General features: G+C 68.8%; 12 protein-coding genes. 10 read left to right on the top strand and 2 right to left on the bottom strand.

The window, feature by feature from the left end:
* Positions 1-227: 227 nt before the first annotated feature.
* The 3 genes from ABIS05_RS26855 to ABIS05_RS26845 are packed head-to-tail and all read left to right on the top strand — an operon-like array spanning position 228 to position 2,373.
* Positions 228-1,289 carry an alpha/beta hydrolase gene (locus ABIS05_RS26855; protein ID WP_348063370.1) on the top strand — a complete coding sequence of 354 codons (1,062 nt, stop codon included), beginning with the start codon at positions 228-230 and terminating at the stop codon, positions 1,287-1,289.
* Positions 1,286-1,855: a sigma-70 family RNA polymerase sigma factor gene (locus ABIS05_RS26850; protein WP_348009727.1), complete on the top strand. Its 570-nt coding sequence runs from the start codon at positions 1,286-1,288 to the stop codon at positions 1,853-1,855. Before ABIS05_RS26855 ends, ABIS05_RS26850 begins: the two co-directional genes overlap by 4 nt.
* Complete coding sequence (locus tag ABIS05_RS26845; RefSeq protein WP_348009726.1) at positions 1,855-2,373, top strand: hypothetical protein; 519 nt, start codon at positions 1,855-1,857, stop codon at positions 2,371-2,373. Before ABIS05_RS26850 ends, ABIS05_RS26845 begins: the two co-directional genes overlap by 1 nt.
* Here ABIS05_RS26845 and garD read toward each other — a convergent pair.
* Entirely contained in the window at positions 2,351-3,940 is a 1,590-nt protein-coding gene (gene garD, locus ABIS05_RS26840) for a galactarate dehydratase (RefSeq protein ID WP_348009725.1), read from the bottom strand. The genes ABIS05_RS26845 and garD overlap by 23 nt on opposite strands.
* Before the next feature lie 109 nt (positions 3,941-4,049).
* Between garD and ABIS05_RS26835 the strand changes: the two genes are divergently transcribed.
* The 5 genes from ABIS05_RS26835 to ABIS05_RS26815 all read left to right on the top strand — a co-directional run bounded on the left by ABIS05_RS26835 (position 4,050) and on the right by ABIS05_RS26815 (position 9,748).
* Positions 4,050-4,775 (top strand): FadR/GntR family transcriptional regulator, encoded by a 726-nt coding sequence (locus ABIS05_RS26835; RefSeq protein ID WP_348009724.1) that lies wholly within the window; start codon positions 4,050-4,052, stop codon positions 4,773-4,775.
* A 147-nt stretch (positions 4,776-4,922) separates the two neighbouring features.
* Positions 4,923-5,834, top strand: coding sequence for a 5-dehydro-4-deoxyglucarate dehydratase (gene kdgD / locus ABIS05_RS26830; protein WP_348009723.1), 912 nt, complete (start codon positions 4,923-4,925; stop codon positions 5,832-5,834).
* 33 nt (positions 5,835-5,867) lie between these two features.
* Positions 5,868-6,839 (top strand): tripartite tricarboxylate transporter substrate binding protein, encoded by a 972-nt coding sequence (locus ABIS05_RS26825; RefSeq protein ID WP_348009722.1) that lies wholly within the window; start codon positions 5,868-5,870, stop codon positions 6,837-6,839.
* Positions 6,840-6,847: 8 nt separating this feature from the next.
* On the top strand, positions 6,848-8,179 hold the full coding sequence (gene gudD, locus ABIS05_RS26820; protein WP_348009721.1) for a glucarate dehydratase: 1,332 nt from the start codon (positions 6,848-6,850) through the stop codon (positions 8,177-8,179).
* Between the two features lie 129 nt (positions 8,180-8,308).
* A complete protein-coding gene (locus tag ABIS05_RS26815) occupies positions 8,309-9,748 on the top strand; it encodes an aldehyde dehydrogenase family protein (RefSeq protein ID WP_348009720.1) in 1,440 nt (479 codons plus the stop codon).
* A gap of 26 nt (positions 9,749-9,774) precedes the next feature.
* On the opposite strand, the gene pelA is transcribed toward ABIS05_RS26815, so the two are convergent.
* Positions 9,775-11,094 (bottom strand): pectate lyase, encoded by a 1,320-nt coding sequence (pelA, locus tag ABIS05_RS26810; protein ID WP_348009719.1) that lies wholly within the window; start codon positions 11,092-11,094, stop codon positions 9,775-9,777.
* Positions 11,095-11,186: 92 nt separating this feature from the next.
* Here pelA and ABIS05_RS26805 point away from each other — a divergent pair, with 92 nt between their 5' ends.
* Together ABIS05_RS26805 and ABIS05_RS26800 are read left to right on the top strand one after the other, a co-directional pair.
* Positions 11,187-12,599 (top strand): metallophosphoesterase, encoded by a 1,413-nt coding sequence (locus ABIS05_RS26805; protein WP_348009718.1) that lies wholly within the window; start codon positions 11,187-11,189, stop codon positions 12,597-12,599.
* Between the two features lie 196 nt (positions 12,600-12,795).
* Entirely contained in the window at positions 12,796-14,226 is a 1,431-nt protein-coding gene (locus ABIS05_RS26800; RefSeq protein WP_348009717.1) for a S41 family peptidase, read from the top strand.
* Positions 14,227-14,652 lie beyond the last annotated feature (426 nt).

The following is a 14,652-nucleotide window of genomic DNA, read 5'->3' as shown; positions in this document are numbered from 1 at the left end:
AGGCGCCGTCACTTTCCAATGTATGTGTTCTGAATTGGCATCAAACCACCCAGATCGACCTGCTTCATCAAGGTTGAGGAAGGGCTAGGTGGCAGGCGCCCGCATACCGCTCCAGCGCGGAGTTATGGGAAGAAGGTAGGTCGCCTCCGTCGCGCCGGAGACAGGCATTCTTCGCGTCTGACATAGCGACCACCTAACTGTAAGCGGCTGGGAGTGGCACCTTGAATATGGCTTGGTCGATGCGCGAGCATTGCCGCCATGGCTGCAATCGCGACTTGGAAGCAAAGGGCGGCGCGCACGAGCGGGCCAGCCGTGCCGTGGCCGCCGAGATGCGGGCACGCGGCATCCGGCTGCAGGCCTACAACACCGAGGAAAGTGCCGACGACATCGACGCGGTCCGGCAGGCCCTGGGCGAGGCGCGGTGGAGCCTGTGGGGCCGCAGCTATGGCAGCCATCTCGCGCTGGCGACCGCGCGCCGGCACCCGGAGCAGGTCGAGCGCATGGTGCTCATCGGCCCGGAAGGGCCGGACCACACCTGGAAGCTGCCGTCCCGGACGGACACGGTGCTGCAGCGCATTGCCGAGCGCGCCGGCGCCCCCGAGATGCTGGCGCAGTTGCGCGAGGCCACGACCCGCCTCGCACGGGCGCCCCTGCGCCTGGACGTGCCAGACCCGGCCACCGGCCGCAGCGTGGGCCTGGTGATGGGCGCGCTGGACCTGCAGTGGGTGATCGCGCAAGTCATCGGCGATCCACGCGCCCTCGCCACGCTGCCTGCGGCGGCACGGGAGATGGCGGCGGGTGACTTCCGCCGCATCGGCCCGCTGGCCTTGCTCCTGCGCCGCCAGGCCGGCGTGGGATCGGCGATGAAGCACATGATGGACCTGAGCTCGGACGCCAGCGCCGAGCGCCGCGCGCGCATCGAGCGCGAGGCGGCCGGCGCGGTGCTGGGCGACGCGATGAACTGGCCCGGCCGCCACCTGCACGGCGCCTGGCAGGCACAGCCGCTGGCAGAGGCGTTCCGCCAGCCGGTCGCCGTCCCGGTGCCCACGCTGCTGCTGGCGGGCGACCTGGATGCGCGCACGCCCGTGGAGAACGCCCGCGAGATCGCGGCGGCGCTGCCGCGAGCCCATCTGGTTGTGGTGGAGAACGCGGCCCACCAGTTCGACGTGTTCGGCAACCCGCAGATGCGCGGGCTGCTGCGGCGTTTCCTGCGCGGCGAGGGCGACCTGCCGACGCACGTCACACTGCCGCCACTGCGCTTCGAGGGCCTGCCTCCGGCACAACCATGAGCCCCGCCAACAAGCCCACCCACGATCCCCTGGCCGATGAATGGCTGGTGGTGCGCTGCCAGCTCGGCGAGCGCCCGGCGTTTGACGAGCTGATCGCCCGCTGGCAGCAGCCGCTGTGGCGCTACGCACGGCAGCTCGCCGGCAGCGACGCCACTGCGGACGACGTCACCCAGGACGTCTGGCTGCGGGTGCTGCGCGGCATTGCCCGACTGCGTGACGGCGGCAAGCTCAGGCCCTGGCTGTTCGGCATCGCGCACCGGGTGCTGATGGACCGCCTGCGCGAGCAGTACAGGTTGCCGCTGATGTCGGACAACGACGTGGACCTGGAGGCCCTGCCCGTCGACGACGGGGCGCTCGCATTGGAGGCGGAGCTGGCCGCCTTGCAGGATGGCCTGGCCCGCCTGCCCACGCTGGAGTGCGAGGTGCTGACGCTGTTCTACCTGCAGGCGCTGTCGCTGGACGAAGTGTCCCAGGTGCTGACCGTGCCGGTGGGCACGGTGAAGTCCCGCCTGCACCGGGCTCGCCGCCTGCTCAGGCATCAACTTGGCATCCATGGAGAACGATGATGGACACGCCCTCTGTTTCCGCGCTGCTCGACCAAGAGCTTTCGACGCGCTCACGCGTGGGCCATGTGCTGCTGTTGCTGGCGGCGTCCACGATGTCGGCCGTCGTGGGCTCGCTGTGGGCCACCGAGCCGGCGCTGCCGCCCAGGACCGCGGCGGCTTTCGCCGTCATGACCGGCATGGGCCTGTGCTGGGTGGCCTACGCCGCCTGGGTGCTGACGTCGCGCCGGGTGCTGCTGGGCTGGCAGCGGGTGGTGGCGGCGCGCCTGGCGGCGCTGTTCAGCGCGGTGGCGCTGGCCGGCGCGCTGGCCGTGGCCATGTTGGCCGGCATCCCGGCGGCCTGGCCGGCGGCACTGGTGTTCGCCGCGATGCTGGCGCTGGCCGTCGTCGCGCTGGTGCGCGCGCAGCGCCAATACGGGCTGCTGTGCCGGCGACGCGCGGAGCTGGCGCAACGGCTCGCGGGCCGCGCGGCGACGGCGGGACCTAGCGGCAGCCGTCTCAGGTCACCGGCGCCGGATTGAACAGCACCAGGCTGTTGTGCAGCTTCCAGTGCTCGGCCCAGGTCTTCTTGCGGCCGCTGGCCACGTCGAGCAGCAGGCGGAACATCTCCCAGCCCATCTCTTCGATGCTCGCCTCGCCGTCGGCGATGCGGCCGGCGTTGATGTCCATCAAGTCGTGCCAGCGGCGGGCCAGGTCGGTGCGCGTGGCGACCTTGACGACCGGGCATTCGGCCAGGCCGTAGGGCGTGCCCCGGCCGGTCGTGAAGATGTGCAGGTTCATGCCGGCGGCCAACTGCAGCGTGCCGCAGATGAAGTCGCTGGCCGGCGTGGCGGCGTAGACGAGGCCGCGCTGGTCGGGCCGCAGCTTCTCGCCCGGCGAGAGCACATGTGAGATGGCCGAGCTGCCGCTTTTGATGATGGAGCCCATCGCCTTCTCGGCGATGTTGGAGAGGCCGCCGGCCTTGTTGCCGGGCGTCGTGTTGGCCGAGCGATCGACGCGGCCGCGGTCGAGGTAGCGGTCGTACCAGCCGAGTTCGCGAATGATGGCGTCGGCCACCTCCGGCGTGGCGGCGCGGCTGGTGAGCTGCTCGACGGCGTCGCGCACCTCGGTGTTCTCGCTGAACATGATGGTGGCGCCAGCGCGCACCAGCAGGTCGGCGCAGAAGCCGACGGCCGGGTTGGCCGTCACGCCGGAGAAGGCGTCGCTGCCGCCACATTGCACGCCGACGACCAGCTCACTCGCCGGCACCGTCTCACGTTTGCGGGCGTTCAAGCGTGCGAGGTGCGGCTTGGCGCTCTGCACGATGTCGTCGAGCATGGACATGAAGCCGACGTGCACGTCGTCCTGCAGGCAGATCGTCTCGGGGCCGCTCGCCGGGTCGCGCTCATCGGTGATCGGGAAGCTGCCCGGCGGCAGCAGGCGCGCGGGCTGCAGCTTCTCGCAGCCCAGGCTCACCACCATGATCTCGCCGCCGAAGTTGGGGTTCAGCGAGATGTTCTTCAGCGTGCGGATGGGGATGTTGGCGTCGGGCGCATCGATGGCCACACCGCAGCCATAGCTGTGCTCCAGGCCGATGACGTCATCGACGTTCGGGTACACGGGCAGCAGCTCGGCCTTGATGCGCGCCACGGCCTGGGCGACGACACCGGCCACGCACTGCACGGTGGTCGTGATGGCCAGGATATTGCGTGTGCCGACCGAGCCGTCCTTGTTGCGGTAGCCCTCGAAGGTGAAGCCTTCCAGCGGCTCGGCCACGGGCGGCGTCACGGTGGCGATGGGCAGGCCTTCGAGCGCACGCGCGGCGGGCATCTGCAGCAGGCGTTCATGCACCCAGCTGCCGGCGGGAATGGGTTTGAGCGCATAGCCGATGGGCACGGCGTAGCGCAGCACCACCTCGCCCTCGGCGATGTCGCGCAGCGCGACTTTGTGGCCCTGCGGCACCTTGTCGAGCAGCGCCAGGCCGGCGCCGGGGATGCCGTCGGGCAGCACGGTGCCCTGGGCCAAGCCACCGTCGTTGGCGACGATGGCGACGTTGTCCTCGGCGCGCATGCGCAGCGTCAGGGGCGGGCGGGGGGAAACAGCAGTCATGTCAGCGTCGCGGGTTGCTACAGTTCGATGATTGTTGTACGTCGTCTAGTTGTCGTACAACTTACGTCACTTTAGACGGCCAGCTCACGTCAAAAATACGGGAAAACCCTTGAATCAAGCGCCCGCCCGCCGTCGGCCCCGCACGCTGGCCCTCGAACTGGTCGATTCGCTCGGTGATCGCATCCGCACCGGCCAGTTGCAGACCGGTGACAAGCTGCCCACCGAGGCGGCCATCATGGCGGAGTTCGAGGTCAGCCGCACCGTCGTGCGCGAGGCCATCTCCAAGCTGCAGGCGGCCCGGCTGGTCGAGACACGGCACGGCATCGGCACCTTCGTGCTGGGTGCCGGCGACGCGCCATCCTTCAAGATCACGCCGGAGCAGTTCAGCACGCTGCAAGACGTCATCGCCGTGCTGGAACTGCGCATCGGCCTGGAGACCGAGGCCGCCGGGCTGGCCGCGCAGCGCCGCAGCGAAGCCAACCTGACCGCGCTGCGCAAGGCGCTGGATGCGGTCATCGCGGCCGTTGAGGGCGGGCATGACTCGGTCGCGGCGGACTTCCAGTTCCACCTGGAGATTGCCCGCGCCACGCAGAACGACCACTTCGCCGAGCTGATGTCGACGCTGGGCAGCCAGATCATTCCGCGGTCCCGGCTGGAGCCGACGGTCGACATGACGGCAGAACGGTTGGCCTACATGCGGCGCGTGAACGCCGAGCATGAAAGCATCCTCGACGCCATCGCCAGCCAAGACGCCGAATCGGCCCGCGCGGCCATGCGCACCCACCTCAGCAACAGCCGCGAACGCCGCCGCAAGGCGCAAGCGCTGCTGGCCTGAGCCGCCGGTAAAGAAACCGCATTTGCGGGTTTCCCCTAGCCTTTGTGGATTTGACTGAAGTTGTACGATGACCTACAACTTAGACACTCGCCGCCAGCCGGTCGTCGAGCCCCCCGTTACCCCAACACCTCACGGAGACCTCGCCCCATGTCGCCTCAAGAACTCAAAGCCGTCCTCGAAGCCGGCCTGCTGTCCTTCCCGCTGACCGACTTCGACGCGCAGCTCAACTTCGCGCCCAAGCCCTACGCCGAGCGGCTGGAGTGGCTGCAGCCCTACGGCGCCTCGGCGCTGTTCGCGGCGGGCGGCACGGGTGAGTTCTTCTCGCTGGAGCCGGGCGAGTACAGCGACGTCATCAAGGTGGCACTCGACACCTGCCGTGGCCGCACGCCCATCCTGGCCGGCGCTGGTGGCGGCACCCGCGTGGCCATCCAGTACGCACAGGAAGCTGAACGCCTCGGCGCCCAGGGCGTGCTGCTGCTGCCCCACTACCTGACCGAAGCCAGCCAGGACGGCCTGATCGCCCACGTCGAGGCCGTCTGCAAGAGCGTCAAGTTCGGCGTCGTCGTCTACAACCGTGGCGCCTGCAAGCTCACGCCCGCGTCGCTGCAAGTGCTGGCCGACCGCTGCCCCAACCTGATCGGCTTCAAGGACGGCCTGGGCGACATCGAGAAGTTCGTCTCCATCCGCCAGACGCTGGGCGACCGCTTCGCCTACCTGGGCGGCCTGCCCACGGCCGAGCTGTTCGCCGGTGCCTACAAGGCGATGGGCTGCCCGGTCTACTCGTCGGCCGTCTTCAACTTCATCCCGAAAACGGCGATGGAGTTCTACAACGCGCATGCGGCCAATGACACCGCCACCTGCGACCGCCTGATCCGCGACTTCTTCATCCCCTACGTGGCGCTGCGCAACAAGGGCGAGGGCTATGCCGTGTCCATCGTGAAGGCCGGCGCCACGCTGGTGGGCCACACGGCCGGCCCGGTGCGCCCGCCGTTGTCCGACTTGGCTGCGGCCGAGGTGGACCAGCTCGGCGCGCTGATCTCCAAGCTCGGCCCGCAATAGGTTTTTCATCAAACGACAACCCGGAGACAAGCCATGAAAAAACTGCTGACTGCGCTGATCGTCCTGTCACTTGGCGCCACTGCTACCACCGCCGCACTCGCCCAAGCCTGGCCCGCCAAGCCGGTGACCCTGCTGGTGCCCTTCCCGCCCGGCGGCTCCAGCGACTCCATCGCGCGCATGCTGGGCGTCAAGCTGCAGGAGTCGCTCGGCGGCAGCTTCGTCGTCGACAACCGCGGCGGGGCCGGCGGCACCATCGGCACCACGGCCGTCAAGCGCGCGCCGGCAGACGGCTACACCCTCCTCGTCACGTCGCTGGGCCCGCTGGTCATCGGCCCGCACCTGCTGAAGAACCTGGCCTACGACCCGACCAAGGACCTCGACTACATCAGCGTGGCCGTTCAAGCACCGAATGTGCTGGTCGTGCCGGTCGCCTCGGCCCACAAGAGCATGGCCGAGATCATCGCCTACGAGAAGGCCAACCCCGGCAAGATGAGCTTCGCCTCTTCCGGCAATGGCTCAAGCGACCACATCACCGCAGAACTCTTCTGGCAGCAGACGGGCACGAGTGGCCTGCATATCCCGTACAAGGGCGGCGGCCCGGTCATGACCGACTTGCTGGGCAACCAGGTGGACGCCAGCTTCATGAACGTCAACACCGCGCTGCCGCAGATCAAGGCCGGCAAGCTCCGCGCGCTGAGCATCACGAGCGCCAAGCGCTCACCGGTGCTGCCCGAGGTGCCGACGATGGACGAGCTGGGCATCAAGGGCTTGCAGGTCTATTCCTGGCAAGCCGTGGCCGCGCCCAAGGGCCTGCCGGCGGACATCAAGGCCAAGCTGCACGCCGGCATCGTCGCCGCGCTGAACGCGCCCGACATCAAGCCCAAGTTGCTGGAGCAGGGCTTCGAGATCGTCGCCAACACGCCCGAACAGTTCACCGCCTTCCAGCACGCCGAGTTCGAGCGCTGGAAGAAAGTGATTACAGATCGCAAGATCACCGCTGATTGAGTTTCTCCATGAGCAGTTCCACTCCCGTCATCGAAGAACTGCGCGTCATCCCGGTTGCCGGGCGCGACGGCATGCTGCTCAACCTCAGCGGTGCGCACGCGCCTTTCTTCACCCGCAACCTGCTGATCCTGACCGACAGCGCCGGCCACACCGGCGTGGGCGAGGTGCCCGGCGGCGAGAAGATCCGCCAGACGCTGGAAGACGCACGCAGCCTCGTCGTCGGCCAGCCCGTCGGCTCGCACCAGGGCCTGCTGCAGACCGTGCAGAAGGCCTTCGCCGACCGCGACGCCAGCGGCCGCGGCCTGCAGACGTTTGATCTGCGCACCACCATCCACGCGGTGACGGCCATCGAGTCGGCGATGCTGGACCTGCTCGGCCAGCACCTCGGGCTGCCCGTCGCGGCGCTGCTCGGCGAAGGCCAGCAGCGCGATGCGGTGGAAATGCTTGGCTATCTGTTCTACGTCGGTGACCGCACGAAGACCGACCTGCCCTACAACTCGGAGCCCGATGCCGACAACGCCTGGAGCCGCCTGCGCCACGAGGCCGCGTTGACGCCCGAGGCGGTGGTGAAGCTCGCCGAGGCCGCCCGCGAGCGCTACGGTTTCAACGACTTCAAGCTCAAGGGCGGCGTGCTACGCGGTGACGAGGAAGTCGAGGCCATCCGCGCGCTGCACGAGCGCTTCCCCGACGCCCGCGTGACGCTGGACCCCAACGGCGGCTGGCTGCTGAAGGACGCGATCCGCCTGATGCGCGACATGCGCGGTGTCATCGCCTACGCGGAAGACCCCTGCGGCGCCGAAGACGGCTTCTCGGGCCGCGAGGTGATGGCCGAGTTCCGCCGCGCCACCGGCCTGCTCACAGCCACCAACATGGTCGCCACCGACTGGCGCCAGCTGACGCACGCGCTGTCGCTGCAGAGTGTGGACATCCCGCTGGCCGACCCGCACTTCTGGACCATGGCCGGCTCGGTGCGCGTGGCGCAGACCTGCCGCGACTGGGGGCTGACCTGGGGCTCGCACTCCAACAACCACTTCGACATCTCGCTGGCCATGTTCACGCACGTCGGCGCCGCCGCGCCCGGCAAGGTCACGGCCATCGACACGCACTGGATCTGGCAGGACGGCCAGCGCCTGACGAAAGACCCGCTGCAGATCGTCGGCGGCCGCGTCTTGGTGCCGGCCAAGCCCGGCCTCGGCGTCGAGCTCGACATGGCCGAGGTCGAGAAGGCGCACCAGCTCTACAAACAGCACGGCCTGGGTGCCCGCGACGACGCCATCGCGATGCAGTTCCTGATTCCGAACTGGACCTTCAACCCCAAGCGGCCCGCCCTGGACCGTTGACCCGCAAGACAAATCCAACACAGCCACAGAGGCACAGAGAGAGCGGGATGGCGCCTGCAACCGAATTCCTCTGTGTCTCTGTGCCTCTGTGGCTGTGTTCCCTTCTTCCCCAGACCAGGAGCTTCCACCATGCATAAGAACCTCATCGCCGGTGAATGGCTGGACGGCGTCGCCGTCTCGCGCAACATCAACCCGTCCGACACGCGCGACCTGGTCGGCGAATACGCGCAGGCCGACGCGGCGCAGGCCGAGCTGGCCATCACGGCCGCCACCGCCGCCTTCCCGGCCTGGAGCCTCTCCACGCCGCAGCAGCGCTTCGACATCCTCGACGCCATCGGCACCGAGATCCTAGCCCGCCGTGCCGAGCTGGGCGACCTGCTGGCCCGTGAGGAAGGCAAGACGCTGCCCGAGGCCATCGGCGAAGTCGGACGCGCGGGCTACATCTTCAAGTTCTTCGCCGGCGAGGCGCTGCGCCCGGGCGGCGAGGTGATGCCTTCGGTGCGCCCCGGCGTCGGCGTGGAAGTGACGCGCGAAGCCATTGGCGTCGTCGGCCTCATCACGCCGTGGAATTTCCCCATCGCGATTCCCGCCTGGAAGATCGCGCCGGCACTGGCCTACGGCAACTGCGTCGTCTTCAAGCCGGCCGATCTGGTGCCGGGCTCGGCCTGGGCGCTGGCCGAGATCATTTCGCGCAGCGGCCTGCCGCAGGGTGTGTTCAACCTCGTCATGGGCCGCGGCTCGGTGGTTGGCGAGAAGCTGCTGCACGACCCGCGCGTGGCGGCCATCAGCTTCACTGGCTCGGTCGGCACCGGCCAAAAGGTGGCCGCCGCCTGCGTGTCGCGCATGGCCAAGTTCCAGTTGGAGATGGGCGGCAAGAACCCGATGATCGTGCTGGACGACGCCGACCTGGCCGTGGCCGTCAACGCCGCCGTCAACAGCGGCTTCTTCTCGACCGGTCAGCGCTGCACGGCGTCCAGCCGCCTCATCGTCACCGAAGGCATCCACGACCGCTTCATCGCCGCGATGGTCGAAAAGATGAAGACGCTGAAGGTGGACGACGCCCGCAAGGCCGGCACGGACATCGGCCCGGTCGTCGACGCCAGCCAGCTCGGCCAGGACACCGACTACATCGGCATCGCTAAAAGTGAAGGCGGCAAGCTCGCCCAAGGCGGCGAGCACGTCGAGCACAACGCGGGCGGCGCGCCGGGCTTCTACCTGACGCCGGCCCTCATCACCGACACGACGCCGGCCATGCGCATCAACCGCGAGGAGGTGTTCGGCCCCGTGGTGAGCGTGCTGCGCGCCCGCGACTACGAAGAAGCGCTGGCACTGAGCAACGACACGCCGTTCGGCCTGGCCGCCGGCATCGCAACCACCTCGCTGAAGTACGCCACCCACTTCAAGCGCCATGCGCAGGCGGGCATGGTGATGGTCAACCTGCCAACGGCGGGCGTGGACTATCACGTGCCCTTCGGCGGCCGCAAGGGCAGCAGCTACGGCCCGCGCGAGCAAGGCCGCAACGCAGCCGAGTTCTACACGACGGTCAAGACGGCCTACACCCAGGCCTGACGGTCGCCGAACCCTTTGCTCTCAGCTCAAGGTTTGACCCAGCGCGTGGCCCAGGCGTCGTAGGCCGCCAGCGTCTTCACCGGCCAGGTGCCCCACCAGGCATAGCCGTTGCGGCGCTCGGCGCTGATGCCGTTGACGTCATCGTGCAGGCTCTTGTCGCGGTCGCCGAAGACGGGTTTGAGCGTGGCGGGGTCGTAGTAGCGCGCCCACAGCGGGCCGGCACCCGGCTGCACCACCAGCTTGCGGCCGTCCTCCGTCTTCACAAACGCCCGGTCGCTCACCGCAACGGCTCGCAGCGTCGCGACGCCCGCGCGCACGGCTTGCACGACAGCGGGCGACGGGTCTGGCAGGCTCATCAGGAATTCCAGCGCCTTGGCGCTCTCGCCGCTGCTCAGCGCCGGCGGCTCGTAGTTGCGGGCAGACGCCGGCGCCAGCGTCAGCGCGTCGTGCTGCTGCGCCCACAGCGTGAGCTTGCCGTTGACGCGGATCTGCGTGGCAAGCAGCAGCTGCACGGACTTCGCTTCGGCCGCCGCAGCGGCGCTGCGCTGGGCCGCCGGCAACGCGCCGAAGCCCGCCTCTCCCCGCGCGATGGCGCCCATCAGCTCGGTCACCTCCACCTGCGCGTTGTCGTTCATCGTCACGGCGTCGTGGTAGCCGCCCTGCAGCGGCCACACCTGCGGCCAGCCGCCGTTGGGGAACTGCGCGGCCAGCAGATAGGCCACGCCGCGCTGCGCCGCCTGGCGATAGACATCGCCCGCAGCACCCGGGTGCTGCGCAGCCGCCAACGCCAGGAAACGGATCTCGGTGATGGTGGCGTCGTTGTCGATGGTGCCGACATAGCTCCACTTGGCGTCCTGCGCCCGATCGAAGTCGCCCGGCGTCGCCCGCTTGTTGTTGTTGTCGGCCACATAGTCTTGGCCGGGTTGGCGCGGCGCGCGGGCGCGCGGCTGGTTCTTGCCCCAGCCGCCGGCCGGTGTCTGGTAGCTCAAGATGTTGCGCGCCACCAGCAGCGCAGCGTCACTGGCGTACCAGTGCGCAGGCTTGGTCAGCGGCATGCTGCCTTCCGCATGCCCGCCCTCGGGCGGCACCGGCCAGGTCGCCATGCCCTTGCGCTCGGCCGCCAGTGCCGCACGGTCGGCGGCACGTTGAGCATCGGAGCGGGCGAGGTAGGCTGCCCATGCAGCGCGCTCTCCAGCCGGCAGCGCTGCCACACGCTCGGCCGTCAGCGGTTGAGCGGGAGGAATGGTGCCGATCTGAGCGGCATGGACCGTCGACACAATTGCCGACGACGAGAGGGCCAAGGCAAGCAGGGCAAGACGGCTGGCAAGACGGCTCGCAAAGGGCATGGCGGGCAGCGAAGTAGGGATGCCCGGCAATCTACCGGCTGGCACCACCGCGACGACGCTAATCTGTCGCCGCTCACACAGTTGATCGACACATGATTCATTGCGCGCGTTTCCCTTCGCCGTCCTTTGCCGTTCTGACCGGCCTGCTGGCAGCCCTGTTGGCCGTGGCCGGCTGCACCACCCCGTCACCGGCTGCGCCGCCACCTGCCCCCCTCGGCCTGCAGCAGGCCTGGGTGCAGGCGGTGGCCGGCCCCGGCTGGGTGGTGCGCGCGCTGACGGGCGAGGCCTGCCCGACGATGCGCTGGGCCGGCGCCAGCGCCGTCATGCAGGAGCGCAGCGCGCCCGGCGACGAGCCTCAGCCTCCGGGCAAAAAGCAACCGGCCGGCAAGCCGACGAGCTTCACGCTGCGGGCCTGCGAGGCGCCGTTCCCGGCCGACGCAACCAGCGTGCAGGTCGGCGCCATCACGCTGAACGCGCCCAAGGCCGAGCCGCGCCGCATCGTCGTCATCGGCGACACCGGCTGCCGCCTCAAGGCCTCGGGCCGGAACTTCCAGCCCTGCAACGACCCTGCCGGCTGGGCCTTCCCGCGGGTGCTGGCCCGGGCGCTGGTGCTCAAGCCCGACCTCGTCATCCACGTCGGTGACTACCACTACCGCGAAAGCCCCTGCCCGAGCGGCATGGCCGGCTGCGCCCAAAGCCCCTGGGGCTATGGCGACGACACCTGGCAGGCCGACTTCTTCAGGCCGGCCACGGCACTGCTGGCGGCCGCGCCGTGGGTCTTCGTGCGCGGCAACCACGAGGCCTGCTCGCGCGCCGGCCAGGGCTGGCTGCGCTACCTGGATGCCGAGACCGGCCCGGCGCGTGCCTGCGCGCAGGCCGGGCCGGGGTTGAATGACGGCATCAGCGAAGGCGACTTCACCGCGCCTTTCGCCGTGCCGCTGTCGTCGCGCAGCCAGCTCATCGTGTTCGACTCTTCCGAGGTCGGCGACGCCACGCCGCCGGTGGACTCGCCCGCCTGGGCGCGCTGGCGCCAGCAGCTGGATCGCGTCACCGAGCTGGCCAGCCAACGCGCCCAGAGTTTGTTCCTGAGCCACCACCCCAGCCTCGCCTACAGCCCGGGCGCCAGCGGCAAGCCGGGCCCGGCGCGCTCCGGCCTCACGCCGCTGCTGCAGGACGCTTTCGGCGCACGCCTCTTCCCGCCCGGCGTGCAGGCCACCCTGCACGGCCATCTGCACATCCACCAGGTGTTGGGCTTCGCGAGCAACCAGCCGGCCAGTCTCGTCATCGGCAACGGCGGCTCGGCAACTACTGGCCGCATCGACACGCGCGCCGCACTGGCGGCCGAGCCCCTGCCCGGCGCCAGCCTGGAGACCTTCCAGAGCCACGCCGAGTTCGGCTTCACCCTGCTCACCGCCACACCCCAGGGCTGGCTGCTGCGGGCTTTCGACACGCTGGGCCAGCCGCTCACCTCCTGCTCGCTTGCCGGGCAGAAGCTGCGTTGCTGAGCACCCGCTCCATGATTCTCGACAGCGTGTGTGCACAAGGCACGAGACGTAACGCCCGCGTAATCCATCACTGCGACCTCGATTTGAAGGGCTTCTGGCGGGTAAATCGACCTTCGCCTACACACCCCGCCGCTACACTGAACGCACCTGTCAAGCTGTTTTTGACGGGACCACGTTGATGACAGGACTCGCCTTCATGAGCTCCAGATTGAAAGTCGCCGGTTGGGTTGCCCTCGGCGCCGTCGCAGGTGCACTCACCACCATGCAGCTGCAAGCCAACGCGCGCAGTGCCCTGTCCCCCCTGCCCCTGGACGAGATGCAGCAGCTCGCTGCCGTCTTCGGCCTGGTTAAGGCTGAGTACGTCGAGCAGGTCGACGAGAAAAAGCTCATCAACGACGCGATCGGCGGCATGGTGGCCGGGCTGGACCCGCACTCCCAGTTCTTCGACAAGAAGTCCTTCAAGGAATTCCGTGAAGGCACGAGCGGCAAGTTCGTCGGCGTCGGCATCGAGATCGGCATGGAAGACGGCCTGATCAAGATCGTCTCGCCCATCGAAGGCTCACCCGCCTTCCGCGCCGGCCTGAAGAGCGGCGACCTGATCAGCCGCATCGACGACACCGCCGTGCGCGGCCTGTCCATCGATCAAGCCGTCAAGAAGATGCGCGGCGACCCGGCCACCAAGGTCAGCCTCACGATCTACCGCAAGGCCGAGAACCGCAGCTTCCCCATCACCATCGTCCGCGAGGAGATCAAGGTCCAGAGCGTGCGAGCCAAGGTCATGGAGCCCGGCTATGCCTGGCTGCGCGTCAGCCAGTTCCAGGACCGCACCGTCGACGACTTCGCCAAGAAGCTCGAAGAGATCTACAAGCAGGAACCCCACCTGAAGGGCCTGGTGCTGGACCTGCGCAATGACCCGGGCGGCCTGCTCGACGGCGCCGTCGCCGTCTCCGCCGCCTTCCTGCCCAAGGACGTCGAGGTCGTGTCGACCAATGGCCAGATCCCCGAGTCCAAGGCCAGCTACAAGGCCAGCCCCGACGACTACCGCCGCCGCGGCGGTGACGACCCGCTCAAGCGCCTGCCCGCCGCGTTGAAGAATGTGCCGCTGGTGGTGCTGGTGAACGAAGGCTCGGCCAGCGCCAGCGAGATCGTCGCCGGCGCGCTGCAGGATCACCACCGCGCCGTTGTGATGGGCGTGCAGACCTTCGGCAAGGGCTCGGTGCAGACCGTGCGCCAGCTGGGCCCGGACACCGCGATCAAGATCACCACGGCGCGTTACTACACGCCGTCCGGCCGCTCCATCCAGGCCAAGGGCATCGTGCCTGATGTGGCGCTGGACGAAACCGCCGAGGGCAACGTCTTCGCCGCGCTGCGCACCCGCGAAGCCGATCTCGAGAAGCATCTCGCCAACGGCCCCGAGGAAGAGGAAGCCCGCGCCCAGGCCCGCGAAGCGCGCGTCAAGGCCGAGGCCGAGTTCGCCAAGCGCGCCGAGCCGCCCAAGCCGCTGCCCGAGTTCGGCTCGGCCGAAGACTTCCCGCTCGCCCAGGCGCTGAACAAGCTCAAGGGCCAGCCAGTGATTGCCTCGAAGGCGCCGCTGGAGCGCAAGGCTGAGGCCAAGACGGGCGAGTAAGTCGAAGTCGTACTGAGATTTGAGTACGGGCTCCAAGCGGGGCCCGTTTCTTTTGGCGGCTCGGTGGGTTGGGTTGCTTTTGCGTGGAGTCCTTTGCAGCTCGCTGCCGTGTTGCCGGGAGTCCGCCCCGGCGGGCGGGTAACTTTTCTCTGCTGCGCCAGAGCAAAGTCACCAAAAGAGAGGCGCTAAATCCGCACTCCAGCAGCTTGGCGGGTTTGGCACTGGGCCCCGCCCCGAAGCGACCCGCTGCGCTCTCGCTGCTGTCCTTGTCTCTAGCACCATGCATCGCACCGCCGGCCCGCCTAACGCCGGCTGCACGCCGTGCTTACGAGAAAACCTGAAGACAGCGTCGCTCGGGCGACGCGGCATTTGCATTCCTGGTGAGCCCGGCGTGCAGCCGGCGTTAACCGGCGTGAAGGGGCGATG

The sequence above is a fragment of the Roseateles sp. genome (assembly GCF_039929605.1).
Classification (GTDB): domain Bacteria; phylum Pseudomonadota; class Gammaproteobacteria; order Burkholderiales; family Burkholderiaceae_C; genus Pelomonas.
This window is presented reverse-complemented; position numbering and strand designations above follow the sequence as displayed.